The 16,117-nt window shown below is 47.4% G+C and carries 13 protein-coding genes and 1 riboswitch; of the genes, 12 read left to right on the top strand and 1 reads right to left on the bottom strand.

Going from position 1 to position 16,117, the window contains the following annotated elements:
• Positions 1 to 20: 20 nt before the first annotated feature.
• Positions 21 to 548: a hypothetical protein gene (locus tag IPL32_06660; protein MBK8465496.1), complete on the bottom strand. Its 528-nt coding sequence runs from the start codon at positions 546 to 548 to the stop codon at positions 21 to 23.
• A gap of 203 nt (positions 549 to 751) precedes the next feature.
• On the opposite strand from IPL32_06660, the gene IPL32_06655 reads away from it, so the two are divergent.
• From IPL32_06655 to IPL32_06600, 12 genes are all read left to right on the top strand, one after another.
• The gene (locus IPL32_06655) at positions 752 to 3,628 is read left to right on the top strand and encodes a M48 family metalloprotease (protein ID MBK8465495.1); all 2,877 of its coding nucleotides are present in this window, start codon (positions 752 to 754) and stop codon (positions 3,626 to 3,628) included.
• A 545-nt stretch (positions 3,629 to 4,173) separates the two neighbouring features.
• Positions 4,174 to 4,282: riboswitch (TPP riboswitch) on the top strand.
• On the top strand, positions 4,274 to 6,238 hold the full coding sequence (thiC, locus tag IPL32_06650) for a phosphomethylpyrimidine synthase ThiC (GenBank protein MBK8465494.1): 1,965 nt from the start codon (positions 4,274 to 4,276) through the stop codon (positions 6,236 to 6,238). Its footprint overlaps the riboswitch before it by 9 nt.
• 47 nt (positions 6,239 to 6,285) lie before the next feature.
• Positions 6,286 to 7,242, top strand: coding sequence for a class I SAM-dependent methyltransferase (locus IPL32_06645; protein MBK8465493.1), 957 nt, complete (start codon positions 6,286 to 6,288; stop codon positions 7,240 to 7,242).
• A gap of 84 nt (positions 7,243 to 7,326) precedes the next feature.
• Positions 7,327 to 8,397: a glycosyltransferase family 4 protein gene (locus IPL32_06640; GenBank protein ID MBK8465492.1), complete on the top strand. Its 1,071-nt coding sequence runs from the start codon at positions 7,327 to 7,329 to the stop codon at positions 8,395 to 8,397.
• Positions 8,394 to 9,290, top strand: a complete 897-nt coding sequence (locus IPL32_06635; protein MBK8465491.1) for a glycosyltransferase — start codon at positions 8,394 to 8,396, stop codon at positions 9,288 to 9,290. The genes IPL32_06640 and IPL32_06635 overlap by 4 nt, the downstream gene beginning before the upstream one ends.
• Positions 9,247 to 10,188, top strand: coding sequence for an FkbM family methyltransferase (locus tag IPL32_06630; GenBank protein ID MBK8465490.1), 942 nt, complete (start codon positions 9,247 to 9,249; stop codon positions 10,186 to 10,188). The genes IPL32_06635 and IPL32_06630 overlap by 44 nt, the downstream gene beginning before the upstream one ends.
• An 11-nt stretch (positions 10,189 to 10,199) precedes the next feature.
• The gene (locus tag IPL32_06625; protein ID MBK8465489.1) at positions 10,200 to 11,183 is read left to right on the top strand and encodes a methyltransferase domain-containing protein; all 984 of its coding nucleotides are present in this window, start codon (positions 10,200 to 10,202) and stop codon (positions 11,181 to 11,183) included.
• Position 11,184: 1 nt separating this feature from the next.
• Positions 11,185 to 11,916 (top strand): class I SAM-dependent methyltransferase, encoded by a 732-nt coding sequence (locus IPL32_06620; protein ID MBK8465488.1) that lies wholly within the window; start codon positions 11,185 to 11,187, stop codon positions 11,914 to 11,916.
• Positions 11,909 to 13,135: a glycosyltransferase family 4 protein gene (locus IPL32_06615; protein MBK8465487.1), complete on the top strand. Its 1,227-nt coding sequence runs from the start codon at positions 11,909 to 11,911 to the stop codon at positions 13,133 to 13,135. Before IPL32_06620 ends, IPL32_06615 begins: the two co-directional genes overlap by 8 nt.
• A gap of 31 nt (positions 13,136 to 13,166) precedes the next feature.
• Positions 13,167 to 14,255, top strand: a complete 1,089-nt coding sequence (locus IPL32_06610; GenBank protein MBK8465486.1) for a glycosyltransferase family 4 protein — start codon at positions 13,167 to 13,169, stop codon at positions 14,253 to 14,255.
• 1 nt (position 14,256) lies between these two features.
• Positions 14,257 to 15,381 (top strand): NAD-dependent epimerase/dehydratase family protein, encoded by a 1,125-nt coding sequence (locus tag IPL32_06605; protein MBK8465485.1) that lies wholly within the window; start codon positions 14,257 to 14,259, stop codon positions 15,379 to 15,381.
• A gap of 3 nt (positions 15,382 to 15,384) precedes the next feature.
• Positions 15,385 to 16,104, top strand: a complete 720-nt coding sequence (locus tag IPL32_06600; protein ID MBK8465484.1) for a hypothetical protein — start codon at positions 15,385 to 15,387, stop codon at positions 16,102 to 16,104.
• Positions 16,105 to 16,117 lie beyond the last annotated feature (13 nt).

Here is a 16,117-nt window from a genome sequence, read left to right as displayed (position 1 = left end):
AAGTTGTATCCGGTTTGCGGCTAGTTGAGTTTTGATCCGAGTGCTTTTATCCACGTATACGGTTTTTTAAGGATCGATCCGGTCTTTGAAGCAAATGATCTTTTTTCGGGTGCAGACGGCTTTACCGACGCTGTAGTGATCCTAAAGTTATCAGAATCGTTAGTCGCAAGCATCACCCGCGGATAAGTAATTACAGTAGATTCAAATGGTTTGTGCTCAGCGACCAACTGCGACATTCTCCTCAGCGTTTTGGCGCTGCTGTTTTTCTTTACCTGCACATAGGACGACTGGGTATTTTGCGTTTCCCGACGCCAGCTCGCGGCAGATGTGATCGTGTCGCCGGAGTTCCAGCGTCTGCCAGAGCGTATCGGTTTAGAAACAGCAAACATCGCATCCGTCGGATCCAGCGTCGCTGCAAGCGGATTGGTGCCTTTGGTCACGGCATTTACGGCAACCAGCGACTCAATAGGACGGTCGATGGCATTCAAGGCAGTAAATCCTAACTGCAAACAAACCACAGCAATAATTCCAAGCAGCGGCAACTTCATATTCCTATCTCACAATGTGTTAATCAATGATTAACACTTACGTAGTTAGTATAATGTACGAAAATAAAGGTTGTAAACAAAATGAGAGACTTATTTATATTTAGTCTGGCGACCGGCCTTACCTCTATAGCAATTATCTCGTCGGCTTTTTTAGTTATTTCTACAAGTTTTTTATGATATGCTCTGCAAAAAAGGTGAATCTTATGCGTATCTTCTTCCTTGTGATCTCACTCTGTGCAGTCGCCTTTCCATCAACCGTCTTTTTTCAGGACTGCGCTCCGCCGCCGATAGTATTTAACTCGAAGAGTGGAAATATTTTTTCACCAGAACAGGAAATGTATCTGGGGGACGCTGTGATGGAACGCGTTGAAAAAGACTATCGTGTCATGGACGACGCGGCTGTAAACGCGTACTTACAGGCGATCGGTGAACGTATCATCAAACATCTTCCGGCGTCGGGCATTCGCTATAGGTTTGTGGTTGCGGACCTGCCGGACACGAATGCCTACGCTTTTCCGGGCGGCCGAATAATGGTCACTCGCAAACTGATCAGTTTTGTCAGAAGCGAAGACGAATTGGCGGCGGTCATTGGACACGAACTGGGCCATGCGACCGTTCATCACGGGGCCATCGATATGTCACGTTATTTCAAGCAGATACTCAATGTTAGCAGCGTGGGTGACCGCCGTGATGTGTTTGAAAAATATAACCGGTATCTTGAAGCGTTTCGCACTAAACGGGTCAACACATCTGACGATCACGAGAACAATCAACAGCTCGAAGCAGATAAGATCGGTGTTTTTGCGGTTTACGCGGCGGGCTACGATCCGAACGCCATGACCTCATTCTGGAAGCGGTTGACGGACGCTAAGAAGGTGAGTTTCTGGGGATCGGTCTTTGGTGAACGCAGGCCGGCCGACAAACGCCTTGGGGAAATGATCAGCGCGGTAAAAAATATTCCAACCCCGTGTATTGACAAGTTGGCGTCCTCGACAAAATCGGATTTTGATAAATGGAAAGGGTTCGTTATCAATTATTCCGGCCTTGGAGCAAAAGAATCGTTAGTCGGACTGACTCGCCGGCAGACATTGGTTCCATTGCGAAGCGACATTCAACATTTGCGCTTTAGTCCGGACGGTCAATATGTTTTGGCACAAGACGCCTCGACGGTTTCAGTCGTAAAACGGGAGCCTTTTTCTGTGGTCTTTCGGGTCGAAGTAGAGGATGCATTTCCGGCAATATTTTCCCCTGATTCGCAATCCCTCGTCGTTTACAATCGCAATCTGCGGGTCCAAAAATGGAACATATCCGATCAGAAACTTATATCGACAAATGAGATAGCTCTGCCAGGCGGCGGATATTGGCAGACGCGCATTTCACCTGTCGGAAATTATGTAGCGTGTTACAAATTCAACGCCGATCTGATCGTTTACGATGTCGTTAGCGGAGAAGAGGTTTTCAAACAGAAAGATTTCTATTTGCCTTCTTACTGGGAAGTGTTTTGGTGGGACCTGATGAAAGACTATTACGACGGCGGTGAGTATCCTGCGCTAAATATTGAGTTTTCACCTGACGGGAAATATTTTATAGCTGGAAAGCGAACATTTGGAAGAGATCTTTTCGGAAATTTCATGCGAGAGCAAACGGTAGCTGTTGATCTTTCGACGAGGCAAAAGATATCGATCGGTGAAAATGTAAAGAAATTGCTCCTCACTTCGATGGATTTTATCGGGTCCAACAAGGTGATCGGCCAATATGGGAGCGACGCTAAGAAATCAGGTGTATTTACATTTCCGGACGGTGAGCGTCTTGCCCAATTTGAACTTAGCGGCTCAAATTTTTTGGCTGGTTACTCAGGTGATTTGATCACAGTGCGTCCGGTCGCCGGTGCTGCCGTCGGCCTGTTTGATCTGAATCAAAAGAAATTCCTGCTGGGCAATGCAAAGTCGGCCATGGACGTTTACGACAAAACTTTTGTCGCTGAGAAACGTGATGGAGAAATTGGCTTGTTCAACGCAGAAACGAGAGAGAATATTGCGTCAGTGGCCCTTCCGCCAAGTCCGTTTGGCTATCTTAGGACAGGCGAATTGTCGGCGGATGGAAACTGGCTGGTTGTGTCAGAACGCTCAAGAGGAGCGGCATGGGATCTTAGAACGGGCGAACGAAAGGTGCACATCCGAGCCTTTAAAGGCTCGTATATTACACCGGACGCAATGGTCTATTCAGATTTTCCGAAACAGGGTAAGTCAGAGCGGTCGATCGCAGTTATGGACCTCAAAAATAGCACGGTTAATCCGTTAGGCGATATGGCTAGTGATGCGAATATTCGTCAAATGGGCCGCTATTTGCTTGTGCGTAAACCGCTTAAAGAAAAAAAGGAGAAAACCGAAAAAGAAGAAGACAAGAAAAAAGTGCCGTTTAGTGAAGAGGCTCGTGAAAAGGCGCTTCCAGATAAAGAAATGCTGATGGAACTGCGTGACGTCAAGACAGGAACGCTATTATGGCAAAGGGAATTTCTTAAAGAGAGGCCTTCCGTCGTGATCAATTCTGTTCATGATTCGATGGTACTTGGCTGGGCGCTAAATTCGGACGCTGCGAAGCAAATTATTAACAATAATCCGGCACTCAAGGCAAAGCGCGAGAAAATGGGTGATAAAGATGGTGACCAGCTTATTGAATTGATCGATCCCAAAACCGGTGAGATCAAAGGTGACTTTTTGCTTGAAACCGGCGAAGGATCGTTCAGGCCGGAATATTTGACTTTGGCAGGCGACTATCTTCTCGTCAACGACAACCGAAACCGGATCTTGGTTTTTTCAAGTGCAACGGGCGATCTTATAACCCGTTTTTTTGGAAATTACGCGGCGGCTTCACCTGCAACAAAACGGATCGCAATAGAAAATTCACCGGGTCGAGTGACGATTTTCGACATTGTGACCGGAGCAGAGATAACGAAGTTGTCATTTATTCATCCCGTATCAATGATTCAATTTACCGGCGAAGGGCAAGGGCTTTTTGTTCTAACCTCCGACCAAACTGCATATACGTTCGATACTGCAAAATTTAAAGCAGTTGACTAAGGTGTAAACGATATTGTGGGTTTGAGTGCATTAAGTGAATTAGTTGATTCCACTGACGACAATGTAATTATCAACGACATAGACGAGAAAATGTAAAAGACGACAATTTGGATCAAAGATAACGGTGCCTACATTTTTGTCACAAAAAACCGCGCTCAAAAGGTGGCTTTTTGGGGGTTCTCCGATGGCTTTTAGGGGGGTCAAATATGGCTTTTTGACCCTCAGAGATGGCTTTTTAAACGCCGGAAGTTGATAAGTGACGTAAATTCAATAATTTACCTGTGACAACTCAACCCTACACCATAACTTTTTCACGAAATGCCGCCTCCAGAAAACCTCAATTTTACTAAGAAATTGTAAAAATGTGGCACGTGCTACATTTAAAAAATGCCAAAAAGATCGGTTTTTTTGAAATAGTTTTTTTCGAAAAAAATTTCCCCCGGAAAACGCATTTTTTGCGATTTGTGATGGAGGCGACGAGATGTGGGTCTCTAAGGAGTATATTTCAAATATCGACGCGTTATAGAATACAATCTATAATGCAGTTCAGTTTTCAGGGGAGCCGATCTTGGCTGAGAGTTGCTCGAGTTGCGAACAAGACCCTAAAAACCTGATGCGGATAATACCGACGAAGGGAGAAAAACAATGTCAGAAATACAAGAAAAAACCAGTGATGAAGTAAAGCTTCCGAGTTCGCGTAAGGTTTACGTCGAAACTAACGGTAGTACCGTAAATAGCGGAAAACATAATCTACGAATCCCTTTTCGCGAGATCGCTTTGTCACCGTCGAAAGACTTTGACGGCAATCTTGAAGAAAATCCGCCTGTCCGTGTTTATGACACGAGCGGCATTTGGACCGATCCACAGGCTAAATGTGATGTTCGCGAAGGTCTGCCGGCCTTGCGTCGGGATTGGATAGTTGGGCGCGGTGATGTCGAGGAATATGTGGGGCGCGAAGTTTTGCCGCAGGATAATGGTTATTTGACCAAAGGTGCAGAGGATATCGCCCGTGTAAAGGACCGCGGCACTCTGGAAGAGTTTCCAAGTCTGCGCCGTGCGCCGTTAAAGGCTAAAAGTGGAGCATGCGTCACGCAGATGCATTACGCTCGCAAAGGCATTATCACGCCCGAGATGGAGTACGTTGCGATCCGCGAAAACCTTGGCCGTCAGGCCGAATATGACCATCTTACAAACGCGGAACGCAGCGACCGGAGTTCGTTGAATCATCAGCACAAAGGCGAATCTTTTGGAGCGTCGATTCCGACATTTGTTACGCCCGAATTCGTCCGTGACGAGGTCGCTCGCGGCCGGGCGATCATCCCAAACAATATCAACCATCCTGAATCTGAACCGATGGCGATCGGGCGTAATTTTCTGGTCAAAATTAATGCCAACATTGGAAATTCCGCCATTGCCTCTAGCATTGAGGAAGAGGTCGAGAAGATGCGTTGGTCAACGCTGTGGGGAGCCGACACGGTGATGGACCTTTCGACCGGAAAGAATATTCACGCGACCCGCGAATGGATACTTCGCAATTCACCAGTGCCGATCGGCACTGTACCGATCTATCAGGCACTCGAAAAGGTAAATGGCAAAGCCGAAGACCTTACTTGGGAAATATACCGCGACACGCTTATCGAACAAGCTGAGCAAGGCGTTGATTATTTTACTATCCATGCCGGCGTGCGGCTGCCGTTTATTCCGATGACAGCAAAACGCACGACCGGCATCGTCAGCCGCGGTGGTTCGATCATGGCAAAATGGTGCCTTGCACATCACGAGGAAAGCTTTTTATACACACGTTTTCGCGAGATATGCGAGATCATGCGGACGTATGACGTTGCATTTTCTCTTGGCGACGGATTGCGGCCGGGATCGATCGCGGATGCGAACGACGAAGCGCAATTTGCCGAGCTCGATACGCTTGGTGAGCTGACCAAAATTGCTTGGGAAATGGATTGCCAAACAATGATCGAAGGGCCGGGCCATGTTCCGATGCACCTCATTAAAGAGAACATGGACAAGCAGCTCGAGATCTGCGGCGAGGCTCCTTTTTACACGCTCGGGCCGCTGACGACCGATATTGCACCGGGTTACGATCACATCACAAGCGGCATCGGGGCGGCGATGATCGGCTGGTTTGGTACGGCGATGCTTTGCTACGTGACGCCAAAGGAACATCTTGGCCTGCCAAATAAACAAGACGTAAAAGAAGGCGTGATCACATACAAGCTCGCAGCCCACGCCGCGGATCTCGCAAAAGGCCATCCGGGAGCACAATACCGCGACAACGCTCTCTCAAAAGCACGCTTTGAGTTTCGCTGGGAAGACCAATTCAACCTCGGTCTCGATCCGGAAAAGGCTAAAGAGTTTCACGACGAGACGCTTCCTGCCGAAGGTGCCAAGCTTGCCCATTTCTGCTCGATGTGCGGGCCGCACTTTTGCTCGATGAAGATCACGCAGGATGTACGCGATTACGCTAACGCCCAAAACATTGAAGCCGAGAAAGCCCTTGCGGTTGGAATGAGCGAAAAAGCAAAAGAATTCGTGAAAAGCGGCGGCGAAATCTATCATGGCAATTTACCCGAAGATGGAAAACACGATCATTAATACCTTGTTCCGTTTTGTCGCATGGCTTGCGGAATGGAACACAAAGTATGTCTGAATTAACAGAACTGCCCCCAAATCCAATAACCGGTAAAAATAATGTTCGTATCGTAGATACCTATGCGGTCGAAGACATCATCCGTCTTTATCGCGAGCAGGAAAATGTCGATGTTGAGCATTATTTCGGGTATGGCGACACTCTGTATTTGTTGGAATGCCCTGATATTGGTTACCGCTTTTATTATCCTTTCGAAACGGCTGGAGGCGCCGAATTTTATCAGGATCTCGACCGCGTGGCCAGAGAACGCGGCCTTGAGTATGGCCGTAGCGTGGGCGAGGATCATGAGATTGCGTTAAAACACATTAGCCCTCACGATAGCGTTTTAGAGGTCGGCTGTAATATAGGGATGTTCTTGGAGCTAGTCGCAGAAACTACAAAAGATGTAGTCGGCCTTGATTTCAATCCGGAAGCAATTGAAAAGGCCAAGTTGAGAGGGGTTACTGCTCTGAGTGAGTCGATAGAAAACCATGCAGCTCATCACGTTTGTAGTTATGATGTCGTTTGCGCTTTTCAGGTTTTTGAGCATCTGGCCCAGATTGGATCTATGCTTACTGCCATGCTAAGTGCCTTGAGACCCGGCGGGAAACTGATTATGAGCGTTCCGAACAATGAGCCGTTTTTCCAACGTTTTAGTAAATACGATCCGTTAAATATGCCTCCGCATCATGCCGGATTATGGAATCTTGCGGCGTTCGATCGATTGGCCAACGAATTTGGAATGACCTTGGCAGATCATGAATACTACGGGACACGGGGCATTCTACCTGACGCTTACCTTAGATCGAAGCTGATGGCCGATGTGAGGTCTCTTCCTGTACGGCATTCGATTTCTGATAAAATTAAGATGCTCGCCTTCGCTCCGATAGCTCTGTCGTTAAGTTCCTTTGATTTTTTGTTTAGAGGCGTCCGAAACCACGCAAATCTCTTAGTTGTTTTCAAAAAATAATAGAGACGAATCACACAAGATTAAACCGGAATGCACGTTTGTCATTTTTCTGATTGCGCGATTGAAAGCGATTATTTCAAGAATATGGCTGCCGGCCTGACTCAAAATGGCGTGCGCGTGTCGCTTGTCGAGCTTGGCAGCGGAAGTGCTCCGCAATGGCTTGCAAAAATTCCGAATGCTTCATATCTGAGTCTGCATACCGATAGCAAGCTTCTGTATCCGATAGCTGTCCGCCGCCTGGCGCGTTTTTTGAAGGACGAGCATGTAGATATTCTTCACGCTCATCTTTTTTTTGCTGGACTGATCGGCGTTTTGGCAAAGCGGCTGCACAAAAAAACAACTGTCGCTCTCATGCGGCACCACACGAGCGGGGTCCACATGCTTGGTTCACGTCTTCACGTAACCGCTGATAAATGGATGGCTGAAAAGGCGGATCATGTTACGACGGTCTCTAGTGCTGTTCGAGAATATATGTACAATGTCGATCATATAGAACGTAGTGAGATCGACGTAGTTTACACAGGTTTCGATTTTGAAAAGATGGCGCCGAGTTTCGGAGATCGGATGCGTGTTCGGCGTGAATTCGGCTTTGCAGCTGATAATTTTGTTATTGGATACGTCGCGAATTTCATCAACGGCAAAGGTCATAAACAATTGATCGAGGCGTTTTCTAAGATCGCCGATGAAATTCCCGAGGCCAGGCTTTTTCTTGTGGGACGCGGAATGCTTCAGGAGGTTCAGGAGTCGGCGGCGAGATTTTCAGAGGGGCAAATTGTTTTTGCCGGTTGGCGTGACGACATTTCTGCCTGTCTTAACGCAATGGATATTTTCGTTCAGCCGTCGCTTTCCGAGGCGTTCAGTCAGGTTCTTATTGAAGCGATGGGCGTTGGCCTACCGGTTGTAGCGACCCGCGTAGGAGCAGCTAATGAGGTAATTGTAAATGGCGAAAACGGCCTTCTTATAGAACCGGACAAACCGGAAGAGATCTATTTTGAAGTCGAGCGTCTCCTTAGTGATGCTTCCATGCGCCAAATGATAGCCAAAAAGGGAATGTCTTTGGTGAGAGACCGGTATACAATTCCGATTATGATCGAACGGCTGATGTTCTTATATTGCCATTGGCTTGAACGCAAAAGGTTGAAAATCAGCAAATGAAAAAATGCCTCGTCAGTGTTGTAATTCCAAACTATAACTATGCTCACTTTTTGCGCGAGACGATCGACAGTGTACTGTCGCAAACATACTCGGATATTGAGATCATTGTCGTTGACGACGGTTCAAAGGATGCATCAAAAAATATATTGGAAGGTTATGGAGAAAAGATACGCACAATATTTCAGCAGAATCAGGGTGTTTCGGCGGCTCGGAACACTGGCGTAGGAATAAGCAACGGGGAATTTATTGCTTTTTTGGATGCGGACGATTCATGGATGCCGGCAAAGATTGCGAAACAGATTGAGCGGTTTGAAGCGGACACAAAGCTAGGACTCGTTCACGTTGGCGTAGATGAGGTTGATGAAAGCGGCAACTCGTTACTAAAAAGGTTTGACGGACTAGAGGGTAACGTGTCGGACGATCTCCTGATGTTAAAACGCGAAGGCATCTTAGGCGGAGGCAGCGGCCTGATGATTCCGCGAAAAATATTTGACGAGGTTGGCGGCTTTGATACGCGGCTTTCAACTTCGGCTGACTGGGATCTGTTTTATCAGATTAGCAAGCGGTATTCCGTCGGTTTCATAAACGAAATCCTGATCAAATATCGCATGCACAATTCAAACATGCATGCTAACGTTAATGCAATGGAGCACGATATGATGCTCGCTTTTGAAAAGGCATTTAGCGTCCAGACGCTGAAATTAACGAGTCTTAGGCGACGGGCCTATGGTAGTCTTCACCAAATTCTCGCGGGGTCGTATTTCGCAGTAGGAAACTATCGGGCATTTTTTTTCCATTCGATAAAGAGTCTGATGTTTAGCCCCGGTAATATAAGGCACTTTATCAGATATGGACGGCGTCAAGATCGCAGGCGAGGTGCTGGAAGTGAGTGATCCTTTGCCCCTTAAGACTAGATTGCTGGATGGCGTCAGGCGGGTATTTACAGTCAATCCGTTCGAGAACGGAATGCTTTTCTTACTGCGCGGCGTGAAATATGGAGGTTTTTGGTCACGGTTTATTCCCGGTCCGCACTTGTATCCACACGAGTCAAAACGCACCGTCACCCGCGACGGCATAAACTATGAGCTCGACATTAGCTGCATGATGCAATGGTATGTTTTTTGGGACTTTAAGGAGAAACAAAGAGATCGGCTTTACTCATTTATAAAAGAGGGCGATGTGGTGTTTGACGTCGGCACTAATATCGGCGAAACATTGTTGAATTTTGGCGGCCTAGTGGGTAGTAAAGGCTTTGTTTATGGTTTTGAACCAGATGAAAAGAATTTTAATAATCTGCAGAAAAACATCGGCCTCAACAATTTTGAAAATCTGCAGGTTTTCAATCTGGGAGTTTCAGACCGCAAGGAGCGAGTTAAGCTTCACCGGGTAAATCAGAACAACCTTGGGATGAACCGCATTTTGAATGAGACCGAGGCTGGGAAATTTGAGGATTTTTCTGAAATCGAAACGAATACGCTCGACAATATCGTTGTCGAAAACCACATCCAAAAAATTGACTTGATAAAGATCGATATCGAAGGCTATGAAATGCACGCTCTTCGCGGAGCGCACCAATTGCTACAAACATTCAGGCCTAAACTATTTATCGAAGTCGGTTATACTCGTCTGTTAGACCTTGGAACCAGCCCGCTAGAGATGGTTGCGTATTTGCACAAATTTGGTTATCGAATTTTTCATGCGGAAACTGACGAGGCCGTCGACGAAAAATATGATTTTTCACCTCTGGGTGATGGCGGGATAGATGTTTATGCCGTCGCTGACGCGGTATGAATTAAAATTCGATGAAGACAACACTGCTCGAGAAATTGGTATGTCCGAAATGTAAGGTAACACTTCTCTGTACCGTTGGCCGCGAGACTGACGGCGACATTCTTGAGGCTGATCTTAAGTGTTCTGGTTGCGATAGACACTACCCGGTCACGAATGGTATACCGCGTTTTGTCGAGACGGATGATTATGCAACGTCATTCGGTTATCAATGGAATAAATTTAGAAAGGAACAGATCGATTCATTCAATGGCACGACGCTCTCAGCCGATCGATTTTGGTCGGAAACGAAATGGACGCCGGAGATGATGAAAAACAAATGGATACTCGACGCCGGCTGTGGAGCAGGGAGATTTCTTGATATTGCGTCTCTAAGCGAGGCGGAAATTGTCGGTATTGACATTAGTAGTGCAATAGACGCAGCACGTTCAAATCTGGAAGGCCGTTCCAATGTCCATTTTGTTCAAGCAAGCATTTACGAACTTCCTTTTCGTGAAGGTGCCTTCGACCTCTGTTACAGCATCGGTGTTATACAGCACACACCTGACACGAGCGAAAGCCTTCGCTCGGTCGGTCGAATGGTAAAGGCGGGAGGACAGTTTGCAACGACCATATATCCCCGCAAGCCGTGGACCAAACTCTATTCCAAGTACTGGTTTCGACCTTTCACGACGCGAATGAAGAAAGAAATGCTCTTGGATCTTATAGAAAAAATAATGCCTGTGGCATTCAGCATTACCAATTTTCTTTTTCGGCTTCCTGGCGTGATAGGGCGCGGGTTTATGTTCATAATACCTGTCGCTAATTACGTGAACGAAAAACAGTTGACCGAACGCGACCGATATCAGTGGGCGATACTTGATACGTTCGATATGCTTTCTCCATATTACGATCAACCAATGACTGAAGCCGAAGCATCTTCCGCCCTCGACGAAGTAGGGGTCAAAGTAAAACGAACGGGGCAGTCCGGGCTCAATCTAATTGGTAAAAGGGTTTGATATGATCGCCGGAGGACTCCGCAAGTTTTTATATAAATGGGAATGGGGCACGCGATGCCGAAACGTCGATATTTCACTCGTTTTGGCTCCGTATATAAACAGCGAAACGACATTTTTAGACGCGGGTTGCGGTGAATATGGATTGTCCGGCTTTGTTCCGTCAAAGAGTATTGTGGGTGTTGATGTACTGCCTACAGACGTTCGGATTGATGGGTTCAGTTTTGTCCGCGGCAGTATAATTTCTTTACCTTTTTCGGAGCGAGCATTTTCTGTGGCAGCGTCTGTTGACGTGCTTGAACATTTGCCGGAAAGCATCCGTGCAGATGCTGTCAGGCAGCTCGTAAGGATCGCGGACAAGGTGATACTAATAGCCTTTCCAAGCGGAGAGGCCAGTCGGGAAATGGATGAAGAATTCAACCAGGAATTGGCCGACACAGATCAACCAATTCCTGATTGGCTTGCGGAGCATCTTGAAAATCCATATCCCGATACTGATGCGGTAGTAAGAGAGATGCAAAGCGAAGCCCGAAGGATCGGGCGCAAAATAAAAACTACAGTTTTCTACTCGGAAGATCGTTCAGTTGCACAATTTCTGCGACGGCTCGCCCTCAAATCAAAATACTTGTACATGGTTGGAAATCTCATTGCGGGAGTTTTGCTACCTGTTTTGCCGAGAGCAAAAAGTCATAACGCCTACCGGTCGATCATCCTCGCCGAATTTGAAAATGACTGATACGGCAAAACACACACTTTATGTTTGCTATTTTGGCTTGCGGCAGCCGCTTGTGCAGACTCAGGTGATCCCGTATTTACAAGAGATCGCTAAAGCCGGGATTAAAGTGAGTTTGCTCACATTCGAACCTGATATAAAGAGTGGGTGGACAGCCGAACAGGCCACAGCGGCTCGCGAAGAGTTAGCCGACAAAAATATTGAATGGGATTATTTGGCTTATCACAAACGGCCATCAGCAATTGCGACGGCCTACGACATTTTTGCAGGAACACGATTTATTCGTCGAAAGATTCGAAACGAGGACGTCGACGTCCTTCACGGGCGCATTCACGTGGCGACGCTGATGGGAGCGTTAGCCAGAAAATTCTCACACCGCAAGCCTATATTGATCTTCGATATTCGTGGTTTTTTTCCTGATGAATACACTGACGCCGGAGTTTGGCCGGAGAACGGCTGGCTTTATCGAGCTGCGAAGAAAGTTGAGCAGTGGCTGTTGGGAGAAGCGGATGGTTTCGTGGTCTTAACTGAAAAAGCGAAGAGCATCTTGTTCGCCGCTGAAAACAGGCCGGTCGAGGTCATTCCTTGCTGTGTAGATTTTGCCAAACGCTTTTCATCGGACAAAGATATTTTGAGTGACGATATTGTGGCGAAGCTTGGAGTAAAGAATCGTTTTGTAATCGCTCACGTCGGAGCTTTAGGCGGATTGTATCTAACCGAAGAGATCGTTGATTTTCTTGATGCTGCTCGCTCGGTTGAACCTGCTACGTTCGCACTTTTTCTAACACAAACTGATACCGCAAACCTTATCACTATGCTGCAAAAGAAAGGCTTTGACGAACGTGATTATTTTGTCGGTCAGGTCGATCCAGCCGAAATTCCTGAGTATTTAAGTGTCGCAGATGCAGGCCTATCGTTTGTAAAAGCAACCTATGCGACCCAATCACGTTCGCCGACAAAGATCCCGGAATATCTCGCCGCCGGATTACCGATAATTGCAAATACCGGTGTCGGCGACGTTGATCAGTTGATCACTGATGAAAGAGTCGGTGTATTGACCAACAGTTGTGACCGCGAAGCTTATCTCGATGCGATCAATCGACTAAAAGAGCTTGGCGACATCGGTGACAAATGCCGTGCGGTGGCCAAAAAGCGTTTCGATCTTGAAACCGTCGGCGGCGTTCGTTATCGACGGCTTTACGAGAAACTTTTTGCAAAGTGACTGGTCAGTTGCTAACATCTCATCTTTGATTATGCATGTTTTGGCTGTAGTTCCATCCGTTTACGACACCTCACCCGGGCAGCGTTTCAGAATAGAACAGTGGGAACCGATGCTGCGTGAAAATGGCGTCGAGATCACGTATGCTCCGTTCGAGACAGATGAACTTCGAGCGATTCTCTACAGCGGCGGAAAGATCTTTGAAAAGATCGGTGGAGTAACCCGAAGTTTGAAGCGCCGAATTGATGAACTTAGCCAACTTTCAAAATTTGACCTTGTGTATGTATTTCGTGAAGCCGCCTTACTTGGCCCGCCGTGGTTCGAGCGAAAGATCGGTCGATCGGGCGTACCAATGGTCTTCGATTTTGACGATGCAATTTTCTTTTCGTACAAAAGCCCATCGAACGGCTACCTGAGCTATCTCAAATTTCCGGGAAAGACCGCGGAGATTTGCCGCCTCTCTACTCATGTTATGGCCGGAAATGAGTTTCTTGCTGACTATGCACGTTCCAGCAATAACAACGTAACGATCATTCCGACCACGATCGACACAGATAAATACGAGTTTGTTGAACGCACAGACAATCCTGAGATCGTAACAATCGGATGGAGCGGCAGCTTTAGTACGGTTCAGCATCTGGATACGATTCGAGATGTTCTGCAGGAGCTTGCAAAAACCGAGCAGTTTCGCTTGAGCGTAATCGGAACGCCTACATATAAATTAGCTGGTGTAGATGCTGAAGCAATTCAATGGCGATCAATAACAGAGATTGAAGATCTGAGGCGCATCGACATCGGCCTGATGCCGCTGCCTGACGATAATTGGAGTAAAGGAAAATGCGGCCTCAAAGCTTTGCAGTACATGGCGCTCGGGATACCGACCATTTGCTCGCCGGTTGGTGTAAATTCTACAATCATTAAGGATAGCGAGAACGGATTTTTAGCTGAAAGCAGCGAAGAGTGGATCGAAAAGATCAAACGATTGATACACTCGCCGGAATTGAGACAAAAACTCGGACGCTCCGGGAGCGAAACCGTTGAACGTGAATATTCGGCAAAAGTTGTGGCTCCTAAGGTGCTGGAAGTTTTCCGCTCGACGATGAATTCGTCTAAACAGGTTTAGAATGGAAAAAAGGAACATATTGGTCACAGGCGGTGCGGGTTTTATCGGGTCGCATTTGGTTGACGCACTTGTCGAACGTGGCCATCGCGTGCGAATCCTTGATTCGCTCGTCGAGCAGGTTCACGGTGCTTCCGCGCCGCCGCACCTCAATACAACAGCGGAGTTTATGCACGGCGATGTATGTGATCCTAAGGCCGTTGCCGCCGCACTTGACGGTATGGATGTCGTCTATCATCAGGCGGCTGAAGTCGGCGTCGGCCAATCAATGTACGAAATCGTTCGCTATGTTAAGGCAAACGACCTTGGCACCGCTTTTCTTCTTGAAGAGATGATCAAGCGGCCTTCGCAGTTCAAAAAGCTGATAGTTGCGTCGTCGATGTCGATCTATGGCGAAGGGGCCTATCGCTGCAATACGTGCAAATCTAACGTTTATCCGCAGCTTCGATCCGATGAACAGCTTGCGGCACACGATTGGGAATTTAAGTGCGAATCGTGCAGCGGTTTTCTCGATACTGTCGGTACGCCGGAAGAGAAGCCGCTTTTCCCGACATCTGTTTATGCCGTGACCAAGCAGGATCAGGAGCAGTATTGTCTTGCTGTTGGCCGTGCCTATAAGATTCCGACGGTAGCTTTTCGCTATTTTAATGTTTACGGCACACGGCAGTCTCTGTCGAATCCTTATACCGGAGTTTGCGCGATATTTTCTTCGCGGCTTCTTAATGATCAGGCTCCGACGATATTCGAGGACGGTGAACAATCGCGCGACTTTGTTCACGTAAACGACATTGTTCAGGCAAATCTGTTGGCTCTCGAAACCGACAAAGGCGATTACCACCCAATGAATGTCGGTACAGGACGGGCAACGTCCGTTAAGCAGATAGCTCAATTATTGGCTAAAGGCCTCGGCAAGAACATCGACCCGGAAATTGTCGGCAAATACCGCGAAGGCGATATTCGTCACTGTATCGCCGACATTTCAAAGGCAAGAGATCTGCTCGGCTATGAGCCAAAAGTCACTCTCGAAGTCGGATTGACAGAACTTCTTGCCTGGCTCGGTGAACAGGACGCCGAGGACCGCGTTGAAAGCGCCACGGCCGAGCTCGCGACGCGCAGCCTTGTAAAATAGCGGATGTCTCGAAAACTTAGAATCGTCGGATCGGTTATTGTCGGTGCATTGCCGATGCCGATAGCGCGTCTCTGTTATCGCTGGTTTTTTGGATACAAGATCGGCAAGCGAGTTAAGATCGGATTCTCAATAATTGATGTTGACAGCTGCGAAATTGGAGATGATGTAACTATCGGGCATTTTAATGTATTTTCGGGCACACGGAACTTGTCCGTCGGTGGGCACACGCGGATCGGCGTTCTGAATATATTTCGCGGCGGCAATGTGATAAATGTCGGCAGGTATTGTGAAATATTACGGATGAACGAGATCAACTCGATTCCAGAGGCAGAGACGGTGAATGTCGCCGACCCAACATTCATCTTAGGCGATGGCTGCATGATCGGAGCCTCGCATAAGATCGATTTTACAGATAGGGTGGAATTTGGAAAAAGCGTGATCTTGGGCGGTCGAAACTCGTCTGTCTGGACTCACAACCGTCAAATAACAATGCCTGTGAGCGTTGGCGATCATAGCTATCTAGGCTCTGAGATTCGAATTGCTCCGGGCGGAGCAGTTGCCGCCAATTGTATTGTGGGCATCGGAGCCGTAATAACGAAGCAACTAACGAATGAGAATAAACTAGTCGCCGGTGCTCCGGCGCGCGAGGTTAAAGAGCTTGACGAGGAAGGACTTTTTTTGGTCAAGCAAAAAACGAGAAAAGACCTTCCGGACGATCTATAATTGCTCGAGTTGT

It is taken from the genome of Chloracidobacterium sp. (genome assembly GCA_016711345.1).
GTDB lineage: Bacteria > Acidobacteriota > Blastocatellia > Pyrinomonadales > Pyrinomonadaceae > OLB17.
The sequence above is the reverse complement of the archived record's forward strand: the minus strand, read 5'-3'. Positions and strand labels throughout refer to the sequence as shown.

Bases quoted from the DNA above. Each gene is read 5' to 3' on its own strand.
- IPL32_06660 (MBK8465496.1), bottom strand. From the start codon at position 548: ATGAAGTTGCCGCTGCTTGGAATTATTGCTGTGGTTTGTTTGCAGTTA.
- IPL32_06655 (MBK8465495.1), top strand. From the start codon at position 752: ATGCGTATCTTCTTCCTTGTGATCTCACTCTGTGCAGTCGCCTTTCCA.
- thiC (MBK8465494.1), top strand. From the start codon at position 4,274: ATGTCAGAAATACAAGAAAAAACCAGTGATGAAGTAAAGCTTCCGAGT.
- IPL32_06645 (MBK8465493.1), top strand. From the start codon at position 6,286: ATGTCTGAATTAACAGAACTGCCCCCAAATCCAATAACCGGTAAAAAT.
- IPL32_06640 (MBK8465492.1), top strand. From the start codon at position 7,327: ATGGCTGCCGGCCTGACTCAAAATGGCGTGCGCGTGTCGCTTGTCGAG.
- IPL32_06635 (MBK8465491.1), top strand. From the start codon at position 8,394: ATGAAAAAATGCCTCGTCAGTGTTGTAATTCCAAACTATAACTATGCT.
- IPL32_06630 (MBK8465490.1), top strand. From the start codon at position 9,247: ATGGACGGCGTCAAGATCGCAGGCGAGGTGCTGGAAGTGAGTGATCCT.
- IPL32_06625 (MBK8465489.1), top strand. From the start codon at position 10,200: ATGAAGACAACACTGCTCGAGAAATTGGTATGTCCGAAATGTAAGGTA.
- IPL32_06620 (MBK8465488.1), top strand. From the start codon at position 11,185: ATGATCGCCGGAGGACTCCGCAAGTTTTTATATAAATGGGAATGGGGC.
- IPL32_06615 (MBK8465487.1), top strand. From the start codon at position 11,909: ATGACTGATACGGCAAAACACACACTTTATGTTTGCTATTTTGGCTTG.
- IPL32_06610 (MBK8465486.1), top strand. From the start codon at position 13,167: ATGCATGTTTTGGCTGTAGTTCCATCCGTTTACGACACCTCACCCGGG.
- IPL32_06605 (MBK8465485.1), top strand. From the start codon at position 14,257: ATGGAAAAAAGGAACATATTGGTCACAGGCGGTGCGGGTTTTATCGGG.
- IPL32_06600 (MBK8465484.1), top strand. From the start codon at position 15,385: ATGTCTCGAAAACTTAGAATCGTCGGATCGGTTATTGTCGGTGCATTG.